This window comes from Nonlabens dokdonensis, assembly GCF_002162835.1.
Classification (GTDB): domain Bacteria; phylum Bacteroidota; class Bacteroidia; order Flavobacteriales; family Flavobacteriaceae; genus Nonlabens; species Nonlabens dokdonensis_B.
In genome coordinates this window covers 12293-33304 of record NZ_MAAX01000025.1, presented here as the reverse complement: position 1 = coordinate 33304, position 21012 = coordinate 12293, and the positions used below count along the sequence as shown (strand labels likewise).

Sequence of the window (21012 nt, the reverse complement as noted above, 5' to 3'; positions counted from 1 at the left end):
CATAAAAACGCATAATAAATACAATTCATCGACGTTAATCATGATGGATTGTCAAATGTAGTGCGAATAATGTTAATTAATGCTTTCGTATTTAATTGAAATAATTATATTGCGACTCGTTTTTCAAAATAAATTCTTAAAATGAAGAAGTACTTTGTAGTAAAAGCAGTATTTGCGCTATTTGCTGGTATAGCAATAGTGAGTTGTGGTGGTGGAAACGACTACACTACAACATCGCGTGGTACCGGTTGGGACGTAACTGGTAAAAACGGATTTGAATTAAATACTAAATATAAGGAACAGGAAACTGGACCTGGACTTGTATTTGTTGAAGGTGGTACTTTTACCATGGGACGTGTGAAAGATGATCCTATGCACGACTGGAACAACACTCCTAATCAACAACACGTACAATCCTTCTATATAGATGAGACCGAAGTAACTAATGGGATGTACCTCGAGATGCTTGAATTTATCAAAGCTGTTTTCCCACCAGAAGACGAGGAATACCGTAATATTTATAATGGCGCAGTACCAGATACTCTTGTGTGGAGAAACCGCTTAGGCTACAACGAGGAAATGACTAACAATTATTTACGCCATCCTGCTTACCAGAACTATCCTGTAGTAGGTGTAACATGGATTCAGTCTGTAGAATATGCTAACTGGAGAACAGAACGTGTAAATGAACTTATCTTAAATAAGCAAGGTTATACTTCTAAAGACGCTTTAGCAAATCAAGAAGCTGGCGCAACATTTAATACAGAAACTTATTTAAACGCACCTACATTAACTTATGGTGGTGATGAAGAAAAAACTAAAGGTGGAAAACGATCTGAATCTTTAGAAAAAAAGAAAACAGCTAAAGCCGCAAAACAAGGAAATGACGGTGAAGTTTCTGGACTTTACGTGACTAGAAAAGACGGTATTCTTTTACCAGCTTACCGTTTACCAACGGAAGCTGAATGGGAATATGCTGCTTTAGGTCTAGGAAGTGTACGTGAATATAACGCCTATCGAGGTAGAAAAAAATACCCATGGGATGGTCAGTACACAAGAAGCGGTAAACGCAAATCTCGTGGTGATCACATGGCTAACTTTAAGCAAGGTGATGGTGATTATGGTGGTATCGCTGGATGGAGTGATGACGGAGCAGATATTACGGCACCAGTAAAATTCTATGAGCCTAACGACTTTGGGGTTTATGAAATGGCTGGTAATGTATCAGAATGGGTTGCAGATGTATACCGTCCTATGGTAGATGATGAATTTAATGACTTTAATTACTACCGTGGTAATGTATATACAAGAAATAAAATAGGTCCTGATGGAATGATCGCAGTTGTAAGTGCAGACTCTATCCCTTACGATACTTTAAGTAATGGAAAATTGATTGCACGTGCATTGCCAGGTGAAATTCAAAGAGAATCTGTAGATGATAATGAGACTTATTTAAGAACTAACTTTGACAGAAGCGATAATAGAGACTTCCGTGATGGTGACGCTCAATCGACTAAGTACTTTGATAAAAGAGATCGTCTGAACGATGAGAACAATAGAATGTATAATTCTCCAAAGCACAGTGTGCAGTTTGATTCTATCGGTAACTTAGACAGACAATATGATAAAGACTCAAACCGTACATCTCTCATCAACAATGAAGTAAGAGTAATTAAAGGTGGTTCATGGAGAGATAGAGCTTACTGGCTAGATCCAGCAGCAAGAAGGTCTTATCCACAAGATATGGCTAAGGATGATTTAGGATTCCGTTGTGCGATGTCTAGAGTAGGTTCTAAAGCCAAGAAAACTAAAAGACCACGTAACTAGTACGTAAGACATTATAATTTGTAAAAAGCCCTTATTTTAAGGGCTTTTTTAATATTACAATTTGTATGAATACAACAATAGAATCCCTTTATCAATTTTTCATTTCCTCTAATGGTATTAATACTGATACAAGATCCATTCATGAAGGCGATTTATTTTTCGCTCTTTCTGGAGAGAATTTTGATGGTAACCAGTATGTAGAAACTGCCTTAAATAAAGGCGCAAGCCATGTTGTTTCAAACGATAGAACATGGAGTAATCATGAGCAAGTTACAGTGGTAAGCAATGTTTTAAAAACACTTCAAGAATTAGCAACCTACCACAGGAGAATACTTAACATACCCATAATTGCTCTTACAGGAAGTAATGGAAAGACCACAACTAAAGAACTTATCATTTCCGTACTATCTACACAATTCACAGTAAAAGGTACAAAAGGTAATTTCAATAATCACATAGGCGTTCCCTTAACACTACTTTCCTTTGATTCATCTGTAGAAATAGGCGTAGTAGAAATGGGTGCAAATCATATGAAAGAGATTGAATTATTAAGCACTATTGCAGAGCCTAATTATGGCTTGATAACAAATTATGGGAAGGCACATCTTGAGGGGTTTGGAAGTGTTGAAAACATTAAAAAAGGAAAAAGTGAGTTGTTTGATTATCTCAACGCCTCGTCTGGTACAGCAATAATAGGACGGTGGGATCCAGAACAAATAGTTAGATCATCAAACGTGAAGCAAGTATTCACTCCTGAAAATACATCTATTTTCTCTGAAGTACCATTTCTAACATTTATAGCTCAAAATGAACTTATTAAATCAAAACTTACAGGAAGCTATAATTACCACAATGCCCTTTTTGCATATACCGTAGGATTAGTGATGAACATAAGTCAGAAAAACATTATTGCAGGAATTGAGAACTATGTACCTAAAAACAATCGGTCGCAAATAATTACAAGCCAAAACACAAAAATCATATTAGACGCGTATAATGCTAATCCTAGTAGTATGAAAGTAGCTTTAGAAAATTTAGCTCTTCAAAAAGAAGCTAATAAAATAGCGATATTAGGTGACATGTTTGAATTAGGTGATTATGCATTAGAAGAACATCAAAAGATGGCGTCACTTGCAGAAAAGTTAAAATTTCAGCACATTTACTTGATAGGAGAAAACTTTAATCGAACAGAAACTATTAATTCCAAAAAATTCAAAACTAAAGAAGCTTTTTTAAAGTCTTTTCAATTTGATGTTGATAAACAACAAGTTATATTAATAAAAGGCTCACGAGGAATGGGACTCGAAAACATTTTGAAAGCAATGGACATTAAATTTTAAAAGTTTTTCAAAAAAAACGCAAAAAAGCTTTCAGCAAATCAATAATTATGTAAATTTGCCACCGCTTACGAGCAAAAGGTACCTTAGCTCAGTTGGTAGAGCAAAGGACTGAAAATCCTTGTGTCCCTGGTTCGATTCCTGGAGGTACCACTAAAAGCCCGATCTTTTGATCGGGCTTTTTGTTTTAAATAATGTAACTACGATTATATTTACAGACTCATGATACTAGCCATTGACATAGGAAACACTTCCATTAAGATTGCTGCCATCGATCATTTAACCGTACATAAAATCGTACGCACCGAGATTAACTTCTTTAAACAAGAGATAAAGAGTTTTAAACAGTCCTTTTTAAACATTACGGAAGTTGCTTATTGCAATGTAAGTGTATTTCCAGATCACCTACTGGCTTATTTAAATGCTAATTTTGACACCGTTTTTGAAGTAAATAGTAAGGTTCAATTACCATTTAACAATCATTATAAAAGCTTAACATTAGGTAACGACCGCATTGCCCTGGTCGCAGGAGGCTTATTTGTTGAGGCTTCAAACGCGCCCTTACTAGTGATAGACGCTGGTACATGCGTCACTTACGACTTTATAGATAGCCTCAAAAACTATAAAGGAGGAGCGATTTCTCCAGGCTTACAATTACGTTATAAATCTCTTCATAATTTTACTGCAAACTTACCGTTATTACAACCACAACATATAGATTATATAACCGGTAATAACACAGAAACATCGATTCACAGTGGTGTTATTAAAGGATTAACTTTAGAGATCAAAGGAGTTATAGAGACATATACAGAAAAATATCAGGACCTAAAAATTTTAATGACAGGAGGCGATAGCGAGCTATTGGTAAAACAACTAAAAAACCGTTTCTTTGCGACGCCATTTTTGATGCTTTATGGCATCTATAATTTATACCAATTTAATAAAAATCTATGATTAGAAGTATAGTAATTGCAATAGCAATATTAACAAGTATAAACTGCTTTGCACAATCACGCACTTCATCACCTTACTCCTTTTTTGGTTTGGGGCAACAAACTTTTAAAGGTACTATTGAAAATCGTAGTATGGGTAGCATGCTTACCTACGCAGATAGTGTTCATATTAACTTGAGAAATCCAGCAGCTTATGGAAACTTAAGAGTTACCACCTACTCATTAGGAGCTGTTCACTCTGAAACATGGGCCTCTACAGAAAGTGAAAGCGACTCCTATTCTGCAACCTCTATAGAATATGTTAGTATAGGGATTCCACTGGGAAGAAAAGCCGCTTTTGGCTTTGGATTAGTTCCATTTAATTCTGTAGGCTATGAAATCGGTAACGTAACAGAAACATTATACTCTAGATTTACAGGAACTGGTAGTATTAATCGCGCTTACCTAGGCTTTGGTTACAAAATAACTCCAGAATTGAGCATCGGTGGTGAATTCAGATATAACTTCGGTGAAGAAACTAACTCGTCGAGTGTAGCTGTTGCTGGTGTCCAATTTGGAACTAATGAAATTAATGAGACCGATTTCAGTGGTGCTTCATTTAATTTAGGATTGCATTATCAGAAAATGATTAACGAAAAACTCGAGATTCAGGCAAGCGCAGTTTACAGTCCAGAGAGCGATTTAAATGCAAAAAATGAACGCACCTTATCTACATTTCTTTTAACCACAGATCTAAATGAAAATATTGTAAGTACTAGAACTCCTGAACTTGATGAGCAAGATTTAAAACTGCCTTCAGAATTAACTTTTGGTCTTACTATAGGCCAGCCGTTAAAATGGAATGCTGGAGTAGAATATTCTACGCGCGGTAGTAGCGCCATTACTTCTCGATCATTTGCACCTGCAGGAACGACTTTTAAAGATGCAGCATCATATAGAGCTGGAGGTTTTTACATACCCAATTACAATAGTGTAACCAGCTACTGGGACCGCGTAGTTTACAGAGGTGGTATTAGATATGAAGAATTAGGCCTTGAAATAAGTGGTGATGGAGTGAATTCTTCAGACATAAATGAGTTTGGCATATCTTTTGGATTAGGATTACCGATCGGTAAAAGAACTGGTTTTTCAAATGCAAACATTGGCTTTGAAATAGGACAAAGAGGAACAGAAGATTTCGGTTTAATTAGAGAACGATTTTTCAACGTCTCCATTGGTTTATCACTTAACGATGTTTGGTTTATTAAAAGAAAATACAATTAAGAACAACTCAAATCAATATTATGAAACTTAAAAATACATTTTTAATCGCACTTAGCTTTTTTAGTTTCGCTTTCGCGAAAGCGCAAGTATCTCCAGAATGTGGAAATATGTTAAGCCTCTTTGCTGAAGATGCAAAAGCTAAAAATTATGATGCTGCATACACGCAATTAGGTCCATTAATGGAAAAATGCCCTGATGCAAGCGTAGCGATATATCAATACGGTGAAAAAATCTACGAGTATAGGATTAAAAAGAAAGTTGGGGTAGAAACAGAAAACGTAGAAGGACTTTTAAAAATGCTTAATACTCAAGTTTCTAATTACCCTGCTAAAGTAGACGTTACAAGAAAGAAAATTGAGATTGCACGTACTATGCAGAAGTATAAAATAGGTACTAGTGAAGAACAATTTGAAATGCTGGATGGTTTGTTTAATTCAGATCAAGAAAACTTCACTGATCCTAATGGTATGATGACTTATTTTTCTTTAGCTGAAAAGCAATACAAAAACAATAAATTAGATCTTCAAAGACTCTTCAATATATATGATAAGTTAACTAATCATATTGAGTCTCTACAAGATGAAAGATCTAAAGTTGTTGCTGATTTAATGACAAAACAGGAAACTACTAAGCTTACTGAAAAAGAAGAAAAAACCATAGGTTATCAAGAAGCTAATCTTAAAAATTACGGTATCGTGATGGGTAGTGTGAATGGTACCTTAGGTGAATTAGCAGATTGTGATAAATTAATTCCACTTTACGATGCAGAGTTTGATGCAAATCAATCTAATAAAGAATGGCTAAGTAATGTTCTCGTTAGACTTCAAAAGAAAGATTGTACTGATGCACCTTTATATATTAAGTCTGTTAAAGCGCTACATGCTATTAACCCTAGTGCAAGAACAGCATATGGATTAGGAAATATTGCTGAGACTACTGCTGAAAAAATGGAATACTGGGATCAAGCAATAGAGCTAGGTATTGATAATGACACCAAAGCTGCTATTTACTACAAGAAAGGTAATATTTACAAAGGTAAAGGCCAGTATGGAAGTGCAAGAAAAGCCTACCTGGCAGCAACTGATTTGAGACCATCTTTCGGAGCACCGTACCTTCAAATTGCTGGTATGATATCTAAAAGTAATGGTAGCTGTGGATCAAACCCTTTTGAGAAGAGAGCTTTAAACTGGGTAGCTGCAAGATATGCTTATAAAGCTGCGAGAGTAGACCCTTCATTAAAGAAAAGTGCTGGAAAAGCTGCTGCAGCATATAATGCTGCTGCACCAGGAAAGAGAGATGTCTTTTCTAACAGCAGTTACAACTCTGGTGATAGAATCACTTTTAATTGCTGGGTAGGAGAATCAGTTACTATACCTAACTTTTAATGAAATCTTTATTTCACATATTTAAATACACGATCACGGCACTAGCCGTGATCTGTTTTTTTGCATCATGTGATGATAATTTAAAAGAGATTCAAAAGATGGAAATCGCCTCTAACGAGCCAGTAGGTGAAGTAGAGAACATGCTTTTAAAACATACCGATAGCGGTAGATTGAAACTAAGCATCCAAGGCAAAAAAATGCTGGATTTTTCAAATGATGAGTTTCCTTTCACACAATTTCCCGATGGTATAACAGTAAAGGTTTATCAATACACTGATGATCAAACAAACCTCACCACTATAACTGCAGACTCTGGAACCATGTATGACCAGACTAAACTTATAGACTTGCGCAATAATGTTAAAATTGTAACCAGCGACGGTAATACCTTTATGGGAGACCAACTCTACTGGGATCAAAAAGCAAAATGGATTTTTACAAATCAAGCCTTTGAGACATCAATTGTTGATAGTGAAGATGCTCAAAACATAGGTAAAACAACAGGAACCGTTCTTGATGCAAATGAAGATTTAAAAAAATTGATTGCTATAGATCCAGATGATACCTTTGTACCAAAACAAAACAAATGAGCAAATTTTTCAAATACTTCGAATACGCCTATTTAATTTTTGCCGTAGTTTTTGTAATTACTGGCTTCTACGAGCTAGGCATTAACCCTAATCAAGCTTACCTCCTATTTGGAATGGCAGTGGTTGCCGTATTTATGTTTTTCTTTAAAAGGCGATTTCGTCGTAGATTTGAAGAACGCAATAAATAAAAATGCTAATTCAAATTCTTATTATCATTACGATGCTCGTGCTCAGTGCATTTTTTTCGGGCATGGAAATCGCTTATGTTTCTTCTAACAAGATTCATATAGAATTAGAAAAACGACAGAATGATCTTATAGGTCGTGTACTACGCAACCTTACCGCACGTCCATCTAAGTTCATTATAACCATGCTTATAGGTAACAGCATCTCGCTAGTTGTTTATGGTTTTGCAATGGAAACTTTAATGTCCACATTTTTAATACAGTCGTTTCCAGACTATGCTGAGATATTAAATAGCCTGTTAGTACAGACCGCATTTACAACCTTAATCATTCTTTTAACTGCAGAGTTTTTACCTAAAGTATTTTTTCAGATTTACTCAAATGAATTATTGAAATTCTTTGCTATCCCTGCATATATCTTTTACCTACTCTTCTGGCCCATCTCGCTATTTTGCATAATGATTTCAGATTTTATCTTGAAAACGTTTTTTAAATCAAGCGGTGACTCGTTACAATTGAGCTTTTCTAAGCTAGAATTAGGTAATTATATTACAGAGCAAATGGAAAGTGTGGAGATCAAAGAAGATATAGATACTGAAATACAGATCTTTCAAAACGCATTAGACTTCGGTGGTCTTAAAGCTCGTGAAGTTATGGTTCCTAGGACTGAAATGATCGCAGTGCATCAAGATACAAACGTTAAGGAACTCAATAAAAAATTTGTCTCAACTGGATTATCAAAAATTTTAATCCATGAAGATACTATAGATGACATTATAGGATATGTACATAGTTTTGATCTATTTAAATCTCCAGAAAGCATTGAAAAAATAAAACGCAATGTAATTAACGTCCCAGAAACCATGCTTGCTAAAGATGTGCTAAGTTTACTTATCAAGCGTCATAAAAGCATAGCAATAGTTCTTGATGAATATGGCGGGACAAGTGGTCTTATAACTGTAGAAGACATCATAGAAGAACTTTTTGGAGAAATTGAAGACGAGCATGATTCAGATCTATTGATCGATCATCAGATTAATGAAAATGAGTATAAACTCAGTGCTCGTTTAGAGGTAGATCAAATAAATGAAAACTACAATCTTAACCTTCCCGAAAGCGATCAATATGAAACTTTAGGTGGTTTAATTGTAAACGAGACTGCTGGTATCCCAGAAGAAGGAGACGTAGTTATTATCGATGGTAACAGTTATAAAATACTTGAAAAATCAGATAATAAAATCGATCTAGTTCATCTTACCGTAGGTGATCCAGAATGATTTAGGTAGTTGGATAAGTATTTATATCACTTAAATATCTTTAAAATTCTTTTTGCGATTCCGCTTTCGCGAAAGCGAGATCAACACCAGCCTCTCTATTCCTATAAAAATAATGATTCATATGAGTGTATAAAGAGCTAGTATGCTTTATTAATTAGGTGGAAAACACTATTTTCGCCCTCATCAAAAAAATAAATAAATTACAATGGCGGTATTAGGTAAAATTAGAAATCAAGGAGTTATTTTGATTCTAGTAATTGCGCTAGCATTATTTGCTTTCATTATTCAAGGTGTACTCACCTCAAACGGACAAAAACAAGACGATGCAGTAGGCTATATAGGTGATACTGAAATTGATCGTGAGAGTTTTGCAAGAAAAGTTGAAAACGCATCTCAAAACAGAGGCGCAAATTTTTCTCAAATTCAGGCAGTAAATTCTGTATGGGATCAAGAAGTACGTAATGCGGTACTAGCTCAACAAATAGAAGCGGCAGGAATTAAGGTTACTGATGAAAAAGTTGCAGAGCTTGTAAAAGCAAACTACAAGAGTAATCCTCAATTTCAAAATGAAGATGGGTCTTTCAATGAGTCTCAATTTAAATCATTTGTACAAAACATCCAGCAAGTTAATGGCGCAGGATGGAATGATTTTATTACTGGTACTGCTACAAACGCACAGCAAGAACAGTTTTTTAACCTATTGAAGTCTGGACTAATTGCAACAAATGCAGATGGTGAGATGGAATATAGAATGGAAAATGATAACCGTACATTTTCTTATGTAAATATTCCATATACGACAATTGCAGATAGTCTAGTAGAAGTTACCTCTTCAGAAATAAGCGATTATGTAAATAAACATAAAAATCAATTTAAAGTTGAGGCTCAGAGAAATATTGAGTTTGTACTTTTTGAAGATAAAGCTTCTCAAGAAGATAAAGATTCTTATAAATCAGACTTGAGCAAATTATTAAGTGAGCAAACTTTGCGTAACTTAAATACTAAAAAAGACTATACAGTTCCTGCAATAACAGAAGCTGAAGACTTAAATGCTTATGTAGCACAAAACAGTGATTTACCTTATGATAATCGCTATGTAATGGTTTCAAATCTTCCAGCTGCTGCAAAAGCCGTAGCAAATGTGGAAGAAGGAAGCACATTCGGCCCATATGAAGATGGTGAATACATGAAATTATCTCTTGTTGAAGATAAAAAGGTTATTAATGATAGTGTAAATAATAGACATATCTTAATTGCCTATCAAGGTGCTCAAAGAGCTGACCCAAGCATTACTAGAAACAAAGAAGCAGCAAAGAAAACTGCAGACAGTATCTTTAATTTAATAGGTCAAAGCAAGAGCAAATTTGATTCTAAGTTTGAATATTTTAAAGAAAACAAAGAGGTAGCAAACGGTCAAGACATCGGTTGGGTAGTTTATTCAGGTAATGCAAGAAATTACGCAGCAGGATTTACTAAATTTCTATATGAAAATGAAGAAGGTACCGTAGGTATTGCAGAGTCTGCTTTCGGTTACCACATTATAAGAATTGATGAAGTTGCTGCACCTAAAGATGCTATCAAGCTGGCAACAGTTGCAAAAAAAGTAATCGCTTCTAAAAAGACAGGAAAAGAATTGTTTACTAAAACAGTGAAGTTCCAGAAAGCAGCAAAAGACGGAGACTTTGTTGCTCTTGCAAAAGAAAATGGTATTACCTCTACTCCAGTAAATAATTTAAAACCTCTTGATGAGACATTACCTACAATAGGTAAGAACAGAAGAATCATTCAGTGGGCATTTAATGAAGATAGGTCTGAAGGAGACATTGAACGCTTTGAAACTTCTAGAGGTTATGTAGTAGTAAAACTTAATAAAAAGAGTGCTGCTGGTAACATGTCCAGTGAAGAAGCTAGTGCAAAAGTTGCTCCTATCTTAAGAAAGGAGAAAAAAGCAAAGCTGATTATGGATAAGATCATTGCTAGCGAAGTTTCTGAAATAGCAAATAACCAAGGTCAAGCTATGAAAACTGCAGCTAGTGTAAACCGTAAGAACCCAACTATTCCAGGTGTAGGTGAAGAGCCTCTAGTAGTAGGTACTGCATTTGGTCTTGATCAAGGCGCTACTTCAAAGCCTATTGCTGGAGATAATGGTGTTTTTGTAATTAAAGTAACTGCTATAGAGACAGCACCAGACTTACAAAACTATACTTCAAATGCAAATACAATCGCTACACAGGCAGCAAATCAATCTACTTCTAAATTAGTAGAAGCATTGAAAAAATCTGTTGAGATAGAAGATAATAGAGCTGTATTCTATTAATCTGTAGGATATATCAATAAATTAAAAACGCCACTCGACTGAGTGGCGTTTTTGTTTCTTGTTTTATAATACTTACTAATAACTTAAGACGGCATCATCCCACTCAAGAATAATCTTATATCCTTTATTCTTGAAATATTTACGATGCTCAAGTCCACCAGTAGCCAAAACAAAATCGCCGCCCCAACCGCCTAAAGATTTTATTGCTCCTTGATAATCATCAAAAAGCTGCTGCTTAATAGGTGCTATTCCTACCACTGCAGAGATGATCTCTTCATGACGTGTGATGCACTGTTCAAACATTAATAAATCATTTGAGGCTTCTAGAAAGGCATTAGGCATATTACTTAATTCTTCTCTATAGGATGACGTTAAAAGTCCCTTATCAAATTTTGCAATAGAATCTCGGCTGTTTTGTTTTCTATTTAAGTAAACAAAAAACAGTTTTTCTTTTATCGCAGGATTAAAATATACCTCTTTAAAAAACGGCTCTTCATTGTTATAATTATAAATAATAGATTTTTGAGCTGTAGCACAAGCAATATCATAACCACTACCTCCAAAACACTTAAATTGTAATTGATAAGGATCACAACCTAGCCATTGAGCTATACAGGATATTAATGTAGAACTCGTTCCCATACCTGATTTTCTATCAAAGTCTAAAGTAGTCACCGCATCAAAACCTCTTAAAGACTTATTAGAAGTTAAATGCAGCGCAGTATTTAAAATTTCACTTAATTTAAAAGTAATAGGGTTATCACAATTAATACAATCGGAATACAGGTCATGCACATTTGTAATTACCTGATACCACAATTCTCCATCACTATTATAACTTTTCCAAGTGATTTCTTGATCATCACGATCGGTGATTTCTAAGTACTGATTCAATTTTAAAGGTACTGCCAGTGCAGGCACATTATCTAAGACGGCATATTCTCCGGTAATTAAAAATTTACCGTGCGCAGTATATTTTTTGGTCTTTTTGGTTGCCATGGTATTCAACAGATATTATTCGCTAAATTTTACAGTAGTTTGTCGTTCTCTATTCACATGCAATTGCGTGACGTCTGGTCGAGAATAATGACCTACCACGTCAAAGTTTTGCTTCTCTTCTAATACTCTTTTAAAATCCAGAGTCGCATAGATCACTTCCTCTTTACCTATTTGTGGCTCTATAATCCATTCTCCGTCAGGACCAGCGATGCAACTACCACCATTTGCTAGTACCTCAGGCGCATTTTCTAGTATTTGATCAATATGAATCGTATCCTTTGGGAAATCGGCTTTAAACATCGTTGAGGATACAGACAGCACATAACAACGACCTTCACGAGCTATAAATCTCGTTATATCTTTAGTGTTATGGTCACTTCCTGGCCAGCAGGCTACGTGCAAATTAGTTCCTTGAGCATACATGGCAGCACGAGGTAATGGCATCCAGTTTTCCCAACAGTTGAGACCACTCACCGTAAAATCTTTTAATTTGTGAGTCACCAGCCCATTTCCATCACCTGGCGACCAGGTAAGACGCTCGTCATACGTAGGCTGTAATTTACGGTGTACACTTTGAATGATTCCTTGTTGATCTATGTAAACCATACTAGCATACACACTATGTCCACCACGATCTTCAGGTCGTTCTATAATTCCTAAATAGATGGATATTTGTTTCGCTTTCGCGAAAGCGCAAACGGCATCCAGCTCTCCTTTTTCTATACAAACAGCGTTCAAGACATATTGCCTGTGCAGTTCTTTTACCTCTTTTTTATTCCATGCAGCACCATCCATCAGTCCCAACCAAAACGGATAACCGGGCAGCAATCCTTCTCCAAAAACAACCAACTCAGCATTTTCTTTAACAGCTTCTTCTAAAGTGGAGAGAATCTTTTCTAAGGTTGATTTTTTATCTAACCACACTGGTGAGATTTGAGCGAGAGCAACTTTTATATGGGAATTCATAAATTTTAAAATAAGGTTTGCAAACGATCTATAATCGCAGGCAAGTCAATTAATAGAATAGAAAAAACTCCTGCACCTATTATAACTTTAAGTATAAAATGGATAAGTAAATACTCTCTTTTACGTCTAGAAGACCAGATTAATGGCATACAAACCAGTAATGCTCCTGTAATGAGTGTAAAATAATACTGCATAAAACCTATTTCAAAGTATGCGATGAGAACCGTTATAGGTATGATCGTTAAAAACGTAAGAAACGTATAAAACTGTTTACTTACTTTTTCTCCCATAACTACTGGAATGGTCTTGTAATTCTGCGCGAGGTCACCTCTAAGGTTCTCTAAATCCTTAACTAACTCTCTCATCCCTAAAATTAGAAATAAGAAACCTCCATGAACTAGAATCACTGGGTAGAAGTTTTTGTAATACATAAACAAAACAAAAAACGGAGTCACCGCAAGAAGTGCAGCCATCAAATTACCTAAAAATAGAACTCTTTTAAGCTTATGGGAATAAAACCACATAGCAAAAATATAGAACGCAAAAAATAATCCAGCTCTCCATGAAACTATACTTCCCAAAATAAAAGCAATACCATTTACAGTAAAATATACTGACCACAAAGTAGACCTGCTTATTTTGTTTTCTAATAATGTTTTTTGGGGCCTATTAATCAGATCTTTTTCTCGATCATAAAAGTTGTTGATAATATAACCACCAGCAATTGCAGCACTAGTAGCAAAAATTATCATCCACAGCCGGTAATCCAGTAGAATAGACTTTACAGAAAGCTCTGGTGCGATTATAAAGATCGCAGCTAGCAATTGTGCAAATGCGACTAAAACAACATTATACAATCGGACACTAGAAAAAAGACTTAAAGCTTTTATGAGTAATGCCTTAAAACTATTAGAAGTGTGTAGTTGATATGTTTGCTCCTTATTCACAGAGCTAATTTACTACATAGGTATCACAATAGACTTGATTTAAGAATAGGTTAATGTTATCTACTCTTAAATAAACAGATAATCACCATAATTTCACACCTATGAAAATGAGTTTTAAAGCTCGCCTATTCTGTAATAAAAATTCGCTCGCCAGCGCTATGACTAGAAAACTCTGGTGCGTACATGCTTTCTATGTTAGTAATTCCGTTAGAGAAATTACCAGCATTATTTGCTCTTACCTCGTATTCAAAAACATAGGTTCCTTTTGGAATGTTATCAAAGAAGAAGTGTGTCGCCACATCTTTTGTACTTTGATAATAACCTAATCCATCTTGCCATTTGTATTCTGATAGTACATCTACAGGTTCAAAACCACTGGCGCGCATGTCTTTTAAATGCACAAAATCCATATCGGTTTTGGTTCTAATCTCAATTCTAACCGTAACTAAATCACCTATTTCCAATGCATCTTGAGAAGTGATCTCTTTTAATTCTTCGCCAGAATTGTTACTCACTTTCTTATACAACCTCTTTTTTACTGATAAAGGTCCATTATCATCTCTGGTAATTTTATCTAGGTTCTCAAAATACTGCCAGTACAAACCACCGTAACCAGTTACTTCTCCTCTATTCTTCACCTCAACGGTCGCATGTTTTTTAGTAATCTCTTCTTTGTTCAACGAGATTTTAAAATAACCAGTTCCAGCTTCTTTTTTCACCTCATTCATTTTGTTTTCTGGTAATTCTTTTCCTGCCCAAGTGATTTGATTTTTCACCTCAACATCAGTCCAGTTGCCATTTTGTAATAGCAACGCATAAGTAGCATCTGCAGTAGCTTTTGTAGATTTCCATTGTGTGGTTCTTTTCTTTTTCAATAACCATACTTGCAATTCTTCCACCGTTTTTGTGTCGTTATCGATTTCCATAAATGCCTCTATCGCTAGTGCTTGTGTTTCTATATCGCTGCTGTACCAGTACCAAGAGTTGGTATTTTCTTTCCAGTACATGCCGTTTTCTTTACTTACTACTGCCGTTTGTCGCAAACCTTCAAGGATTTTGGCAGCTGTCTTCTTCTCGCCGTTTCTATGCAATGCGATGGCCATTAGTAATTGAGTGTATAATGGTTTTGAAGCAAATTCTTTTTCCGCTTTCGCGAAAGCTACCTTTTCAAAATCTTCTAATACCTTATCCGTCTTCTGATCGAGAACCGACTTCTCAAAGCTGCGTGCATACTGATAATGCCAGTAACTCGCACCGAAATTGTATTTCTTTAAATTCTTATTGCGTTTGAGATAATCATTGAATCTTTTTACCCAAGCTCGATCTACCGCGGCAATGGCATTTTTATAGATGCGATCTGTTTGCGGTCGGTCTTCATCGTTGACTCCTAATTTATTCAAATGACCTATTCCTGCCGCAATATGCCTTGTGATGTATTCATTAGTATTTCCACCGCTGAACCATGGAAAACCACCTGAACTGCTTTGTTTTTCTTCGAGTTTGGCAAGAGTTTTCTTTTTCTCGCGAGCTGTTTTATCCAGATCAAAAAGCGTTGCCAATCGTTGCTGTTTTTGCGCCTCAGTTTGTGCATCGCGCAACCATGGCGTGTGCGCTAGAATTACCGATTTTAATTCTTCGTTTTGCTCTAACTTGCTTTTATTGGTGCCGTTTGCTGCCCAACTGTCAAAAACCTCTTTCACCTTAGGACTGCTATTCAAAATATGCGCTGCCATGGCGTTTGCATAATACCTAGAGAATGTTTGCTCTGCACACTCGTGCTCGTATTCCATGAGGTAAGGCAAGGACTTGATCGCATACCAACTAGGATTAGACGTATATTCAAAAGTCATTTGATGATTTTCTAAGGTAGCAGATGTATGGTTTGCGAGTTTATCCATAGTTACCGATTCTGTCTCTCCTGCGCGAACCCAAAGCGATCTGGATTCGGTAACCAACATTCTATTCGTAAGAACTGGCAAGGTATTTTCTTCTCCATCAGAGAACTGACCAGCTTTTGCAATCACACGATAGGTTACCGCTTGCGTACCAACCGGAATTACAAAAGTCCAATTCACAGATGCGTTGCCACCTTTCTCCGCAGTAAAATTTTGAAGTGCATTGGTATTTTGCAACTCTTGATCTATAGGTTGCATAGTGAGCGCATCAAATAATTTTAAAGTTGCGATTCCTTCTATTTTGGCATCACTTAGGTTGGCTATTTTAGTGGAAAATCTAATCGTGTCGGTTTCTCTAAGAAATCTAGGTGCGTTAGGAACAAGACTCAGTTCCTTTTGCGTCACAACCAGTTTTTCTAGGTATGCCGTCTCGGCTTTTTTGTTATGTGCAAAAAGTCTCAGTTTCCACTGAGTCAACATTTCTGGAGAAGTGAAAGAAAATTTAAGGTTTCCTTTCTCATCTGTTTTTAGTTCTGGTAAGAAAAAGGCTGTTTCTTTCAGGTTTTTTCTTATTTGGACATTATTCAATGCCATCTCTTGAAGTACGAGATCATTGGCACTTACGCCTTCTTTTGTAGAAATGATAATGGCACCATTTGCCGCACGACTGCCGTAAATGGATGTGGCATTTGTACTATTTAAATAGGCTACTTCAACAATTTGTGAACCGTCTAAATTTTTAAATTCTTCCACTGTTATTACTGTTCCATCTAACACATAAAAAGTAATCTCATTGTTCATTGCTACTCCTGGTAAATTTTTTAAAAGAGATTCAATATCTCCGTCTCGATAATTCCTATTATCGTTACTATCAAAATTAGTTCTTAGATAAGTCTCATCTTCTGAAGAAGCATCCCTAGGATACATTCTTGCAATTAATTTACCATTGCTAAGAGTTTCATAAGCAATACTTTCATTATTTCTATAAGCATTTCCACGATAAGTATTAAAGTCGTTAAACTTATCATCTATACCATTTCCATTCCTCGGTAAATAGTTAGGAACGCCATCTTGGTCGTCATCGGCTTCATAATCTTCTATTACCTTTGCTTGGTTAGGATCAAGTCGATTCATAGTCCTATAGCCCATAACTACAACCTCTCCTAAACTATTTTTTAAATTCAAGGATATGACTTTTTGATTGTCTACTTTAATGATTTCGGCATCATAACCGGTGTAGCTAATGATCAAGTGATCGTTAAATCCTGCTTTAATTCTATAAATCCCATCAAAATCAGATGTGGTAAAAATCGAAGTTCCTTTAATTTGAATCGTAGCTCCTATTATTTCGTCTCCATCTGGACCCAAAATCCTTCCTGTTACATAGCCTTCAATTGGTTGAATTGGTTCGAATTTTTTCCTTAGTTTTCTAAGATAATTTTCATACCTATAAGTATTTAAATTAAAGTCTAAACCATAATATCTAATTTGATCATAATTAAATCGAGGCATGTCTATCCATGGATTTATAATATTCAAGTTCGCATATTTGATCGATAAATAAGTTGTTGATCGAAATATATTGGGATAGAAATTGTTGTAATTATTTGAAAATGAAAAACGACTCCAGTTTTTAGTGGTAAATTCATCAAGACTTTTATCATACATACTAGCTAGTACCTCTGCATTCATTCTCTTGTTATCTTGATCTTTAATAATAAAAGACCATTCTTCTTCTGCGCCTGGATATAATTTATTTCTAAAACTATTAGTCTCTATTTTATATATAGAAAAGGCTTCTTGATCTCCTTCTGCTTGAAATCTAGAGGTATAAAATTTATTCTCTTTTTGTACCGAATAATAAAATTTCATCCAGTTCTCATCTGCTTTTTGAAGATCATATTTAAGTGTTGTTTTTCCTCTAGGCAAGAAAATAGTTTTATCACTTAAAATTCCTTTAGCGTCATATGTCAAAAGATTTAAATAAATACCATCCATAGAAGTATGGAAATTTACGGTTGCAATGTTATCTTCTACCTCTACATTGTGGGAGATTATTTTTGGTGTGATAGGTAATTCTTGATTTGCCCAAACATCTACTTTATTGATTTCTTCTACATAATCCTTTTCTATTTCTAAGCTTTTGCCTTTTCCCTTTTCTATGGCTTTTGTATAAATGACGTAATTGCCATTATCCCAATTTTTAGTAATCGGTAGTTTTATAGTAGTTAAAGAATCCACTGTCAATCGCTTTTTAAAGAGAATAGGTGCGGTTTTGTAATCTCCTGATTTTTCACTTTCGCGCAACTCGGCATAAGGGAATTTATTTCTATAAGCGGTATCGTTGCTTTGATGGAATTCGGCTTCTTTTAAGTTAGAAGGAATCACGATATGATCTGGTGTTTTTAATTGTCTTATTTGCACTTCTACCTCAGCGGTAACTAGTTGTCCATTTAAATTCCTGACTGCAACTTTAACTTCGTTGTTTTCTACTGTTAATGTTTGCGGCACTATTGAAGTTATCTCGATAGTTTGCTTTCCAACTCTCACAGTTGTAGCAGCTGTTCTGGTTTCTCCGTTGACATCAGTAACTTCTACTTCTATTCTATAATTGTAGATAGGATGTACATTTTTTGCCAACAAAGTGGAATCTGCTACTGCTTTAAATTTAATCTCTAATTCTCCCTTGCTATCTGTCACAAAATCACCTTCTAGCTCATTGCTGTCTACTATAATTTGCTCATCAGAATAATAGCCAGAATACTTCCACCAAGGTAAGCTTGCACTTCTGGTCACTTTAAAATGAGCCTCTGCATCTGTGATGTTAGAACCTAGTAACGCTTTCGCGAAAGCGGTAACCACAACAGAATCATTCATCGCATAGGTTTCCTTAACCTCTTTAAAACCTGCTGTAAAACGAGGTCGTTTGTATTCTTCTACTTTGAAAGTATTCTTATAGTATCCATCATCAAAATCTTCAATACCGTCCCAAAAATCGCTGTCATAATCACGGTCGATTTCAATCCTAAAATCTCCAGTAATTACTTCTTTAGACAATGTAAATTCTCCATGAAAACTTCCGTATTCATTAGTAGTTAATTTAGTTTCAAAAACAGACTTGCGATTAGCATCCCTTATAGTGATCTCAAAAAGTTCATAGGGCACTACGAATGATTTCTTTCCTTCTTTAGCTACTATAATTCCTTTGAAATAGACTGTTTGTCCCGGACGATAAATGGCGCGATCTAGATAAAGCTTTGCTTTTACCTCCATTTTATCCTCTCTATCTTTATCATAAACATTATAATAGTTATTAAAGGCTTGATGGACTGTTATGTCTTCGCCCTTCTTTGCTATCAGCTGGAAATCTCCTTCGCTACTTTTAGGTTTGCTTAAGGTAGCTTTACCGTTATGATCTGTTTTTGCCACATTTTTACGGTTCCCTATAAACTCAGACAGTTCTAACTCAATACCCTTAAGTGGCTGTCCCGTTTTTTTATCCAATACTTGTACTGTAAGCTGATCATTATCAACCTTTTTAAAAACTGACAATTGTGAAATAGTTATAAGACTTCCTGAACTATTTTTCAAATCATTCTTATAGTTATCAAAAACAACTAAATATGTCCCTGCCGGTAAGCCATTGACTTCGTATTCATAAGAATGCTCGTAAGTATCTTGAGAGGATCTCAAATTGATTTCTTTTGAAAATGCGATTCTGTTTTCCTTTTGTGCTTTTTCTAAAGTTTGTTGAAATAAAGTGGTTCGGTCAAGATTCCTGTCATTAAAATCATAAGGTACTTTGATATAGTGAATTTGAACATTGTCGACGTTTCTGTAAGTGATCACACCACGATGTGGTTCATTTGGGATCACATTATCTTGATGCTGTATATTTAAATTAGGCTGGTAAATAGTAGAAAGCAACGACGTGCATTGCACAGCGCCATAAGATTCTGGAAACTTTTCTGTAGCTTGTTTTGCGATAGAAATGGCCTTATCGCGGTCTTGCTGCCTGTTATTTTTATCCTTATTCAAACTGAGTTGATAATGATAGTTAGCAAGACTGTAACTAACTAGTGTACTTACAGCCTTATCTTCATACGTCTTTAAAAGCTCTTGATGATAATCGGTATACTTTGGCAAGTCTTCTGAGCGTTCTAAAAAGCCTTTTTCATAATTAAGACGCTCTAAAAGAATGCTTGCATAAGCGCCAGCATCATTTCTAGAGTTATGCAATTGTTCTAATAAAGCATATAGCTGCAACACATCATATTTTGAGAAGATAGTGTCACCAGCTGGTCTTTTTAAATTTTGTAATTCTTGGGTAGAGAGAAAAGCATTTTCTTTAGTTATGGCATAGATTTCTTTAGGTTTAGTGATGTTATGGTAACCAGTTTTATAAAAATCCAAAGCCTCGCGAGAAAGCAAATCCAACAAGGTAGGTCGCAATTCCCTACCCAAAGGACGTGCTCCTAGAATCGCATTAAATTCTGAAACAGGAGTTTTACCTAATCGCTTTCTATCCTTCAATGCAAGGTCGTATTGCTTTGAAATGACCGCATAGAACTTCTTAATATCCCAAGTGGTAAAATCATTTTCATCTACCGTTGCGCCAGCTGTAAGTCGCTGTAACTTCCAGCGATTTTGATTTACATAGTCGTTTAAAAGTTTGGCATAAATCGTATGATAAACGTTTTTCTTAGGGAATTTAGCCTCGTCTATTAATTCTTGCAGTTCATTCAAAACCTTTTGCTGCGCATCCTCTTCTTTGATCAAATCAAATTTTGCCCGAAACAAAAAGGTTTTTACCAGCTGATCATCGTCTTTTTTACGTTTGGCTCTTTGATAAATTTCATTTAGAATCTTCTGAGCATCTTCTATTTTATTTTCTACCTCTAGTTTCTCGACTTGGTGCCATTTTTTGACATAATAATCTTGAGCATTCATTTGAAAGTTTGCTGCCAAAAAAAGTAATAATAGAACTAAGATATTTTTCATCTGGAGTAGATTTTGACTTAAAGGTACGTGTAAAATCAAGTTTTATAAAAATAGAAATGAGTAAATG

At 35.4% G+C, this 21012-nt stretch carries 13 protein-coding genes and 1 tRNA gene; 10 read left to right on the top strand and 4 right to left on the bottom strand.

Annotation, left to right across the window (positions count from 1 at the left end; all coding sequences use genetic code 11):
* Positions 1–141 precede the first annotated feature (141 nt).
* The 10 genes from gldJ (at position 142) to A9Q93_RS01510 (ending at position 11137) form a co-directional block, all read left to right on the top strand.
* Positions 142–1827, top strand: a complete 1686-nt coding sequence (gene gldJ, locus A9Q93_RS01555) for a gliding motility lipoprotein GldJ (RefSeq protein WP_303685623.1) — start codon at positions 142–144, stop codon at positions 1825–1827.
* A gap of 65 nt (positions 1828–1892) precedes the next feature.
* The gene (murF, locus tag A9Q93_RS01550) at positions 1893–3167 is read left to right on the top strand and encodes a UDP-N-acetylmuramoyl-tripeptide--D-alanyl-D-alanine ligase (protein WP_303685622.1); all 1275 of its coding nucleotides are present in this window, start codon (positions 1893–1895) and stop codon (positions 3165–3167) included.
* 77 nt (positions 3168–3244) lie between these two features.
* Positions 3245–3317, top strand: a tRNA-Phe gene (locus A9Q93_RS01545).
* A gap of 69 nt (positions 3318–3386) precedes the next feature.
* Positions 3387–4121, top strand: coding sequence for a type III pantothenate kinase (locus tag A9Q93_RS01540; RefSeq protein ID WP_303685621.1), 735 nt, complete (start codon positions 3387–3389; stop codon positions 4119–4121).
* The gene (locus A9Q93_RS01535) at positions 4118–5383 is read left to right on the top strand and encodes a hypothetical protein (protein WP_303685620.1); all 1266 of its coding nucleotides are present in this window, start codon (positions 4118–4120) and stop codon (positions 5381–5383) included. Before A9Q93_RS01540 ends, A9Q93_RS01535 begins: the two co-directional genes overlap by 4 nt.
* Positions 5384–5403: 20 nt before the next feature.
* On the top strand, positions 5404–6768 hold the full coding sequence (locus tag A9Q93_RS01530; protein WP_303685618.1) for a hypothetical protein: 1365 nt from the start codon (positions 5404–5406) through the stop codon (positions 6766–6768).
* Positions 6768–7358, top strand: a complete 591-nt coding sequence (gene lptC, locus A9Q93_RS01525) for an LPS export ABC transporter periplasmic protein LptC (protein ID WP_303685617.1) — start codon at positions 6768–6770, stop codon at positions 7356–7358. Before A9Q93_RS01530 ends, lptC begins: the two co-directional genes overlap by 1 nt.
* Positions 7355–7546 carry a hypothetical protein gene (locus tag A9Q93_RS01520; protein WP_303685616.1) on the top strand — a complete coding sequence of 64 codons (192 nt, stop codon included), beginning with the start codon at positions 7355–7357 and terminating at the stop codon, positions 7544–7546. The genes lptC and A9Q93_RS01520 overlap by 4 nt, the downstream gene beginning before the upstream one ends.
* 2 nt (positions 7547–7548) lie before the next feature.
* A complete protein-coding gene (locus A9Q93_RS01515) occupies positions 7549–8820 on the top strand; it encodes a hemolysin family protein (RefSeq protein ID WP_303685615.1) in 1272 nt (423 codons plus the stop codon).
* Between the two features lie 205 nt (positions 8821–9025).
* A complete protein-coding gene (locus A9Q93_RS01510; protein WP_303685614.1) occupies positions 9026–11137 on the top strand; it encodes a peptidylprolyl isomerase in 2112 nt (703 codons plus the stop codon).
* A 75-nt stretch (positions 11138–11212) separates the two neighbouring features.
* On the opposite strand, the gene A9Q93_RS01505 is transcribed toward A9Q93_RS01510, so the two are convergent.
* The 4 genes from A9Q93_RS01505 to A9Q93_RS01490 all read right to left on the bottom strand — a co-directional run bounded on the left by A9Q93_RS01505 (position 11213) and on the right by A9Q93_RS01490 (position 20945).
* A complete protein-coding gene (locus A9Q93_RS01505) occupies positions 11213–12136 on the bottom strand; it encodes a GYDIA family GHMP kinase (protein ID WP_303685613.1) in 924 nt (307 codons plus the stop codon).
* Between the two features lie 15 nt (positions 12137–12151).
* A complete protein-coding gene (locus tag A9Q93_RS01500) occupies positions 12152–13102 on the bottom strand; it encodes a carbon-nitrogen hydrolase family protein (RefSeq protein WP_303685612.1) in 951 nt (316 codons plus the stop codon).
* 5 nt (positions 13103–13107) lie between these two features.
* Positions 13108–14049, bottom strand: a complete 942-nt coding sequence (locus tag A9Q93_RS01495) for a geranylgeranylglycerol-phosphate geranylgeranyltransferase (protein WP_303685611.1) — start codon at positions 14047–14049, stop codon at positions 13108–13110.
* 125 nt (positions 14050–14174) lie between these two features.
* On the bottom strand, positions 14175–20945 hold the full coding sequence (locus A9Q93_RS01490; RefSeq protein ID WP_303685610.1) for an MG2 domain-containing protein: 6771 nt from the start codon (positions 20943–20945) through the stop codon (positions 14175–14177).
* Between the last annotated feature and the right edge of the window lie 67 nt (positions 20946–21012).

Excerpts from the sequence above, each read along its gene's own strand:
- A9Q93_RS01510 (WP_303685614.1), top strand. The coding sequence starts at position 9,026 with ATGGCGGTATTAGGTAAAATTAGAAATCAAGGAGTTATTTTGATTCTA.
- A9Q93_RS01540 (WP_303685621.1), top strand. The coding sequence starts at position 3,387 with ATGATACTAGCCATTGACATAGGAAACACTTCCATTAAGATTGCTGCC.
- A9Q93_RS01530 (WP_303685618.1), top strand. The coding sequence starts at position 5,404 with ATGAAACTTAAAAATACATTTTTAATCGCACTTAGCTTTTTTAGTTTC.
- A9Q93_RS01500 (WP_303685612.1), bottom strand. The coding sequence starts at position 13,102 with ATGAATTCCCATATAAAAGTTGCTCTCGCTCAAATCTCACCAGTGTGG.
- A9Q93_RS01490 (WP_303685610.1), bottom strand. The coding sequence starts at position 20,945 with ATGAAAAATATCTTAGTTCTATTATTACTTTTTTTGGCAGCAAACTTT.
- lptC (WP_303685617.1), top strand. The coding sequence starts at position 6,768 with ATGAAATCTTTATTTCACATATTTAAATACACGATCACGGCACTAGCC.
- A9Q93_RS01505 (WP_303685613.1), bottom strand. The coding sequence starts at position 12,136 with ATGGCAACCAAAAAGACCAAAAAATATACTGCGCACGGTAAATTTTTA.
- A9Q93_RS01535 (WP_303685620.1), top strand. The coding sequence starts at position 4,118 with ATGATTAGAAGTATAGTAATTGCAATAGCAATATTAACAAGTATAAAC.
- gldJ (WP_303685623.1), top strand. The coding sequence starts at position 142 with ATGAAGAAGTACTTTGTAGTAAAAGCAGTATTTGCGCTATTTGCTGGT.
- murF (WP_303685622.1), top strand. The coding sequence starts at position 1,893 with ATGAATACAACAATAGAATCCCTTTATCAATTTTTCATTTCCTCTAAT.
- A9Q93_RS01520 (WP_303685616.1), top strand. The coding sequence starts at position 7,355 with ATGAGCAAATTTTTCAAATACTTCGAATACGCCTATTTAATTTTTGCC.
- A9Q93_RS01515 (WP_303685615.1), top strand. The coding sequence starts at position 7,549 with ATGCTAATTCAAATTCTTATTATCATTACGATGCTCGTGCTCAGTGCA.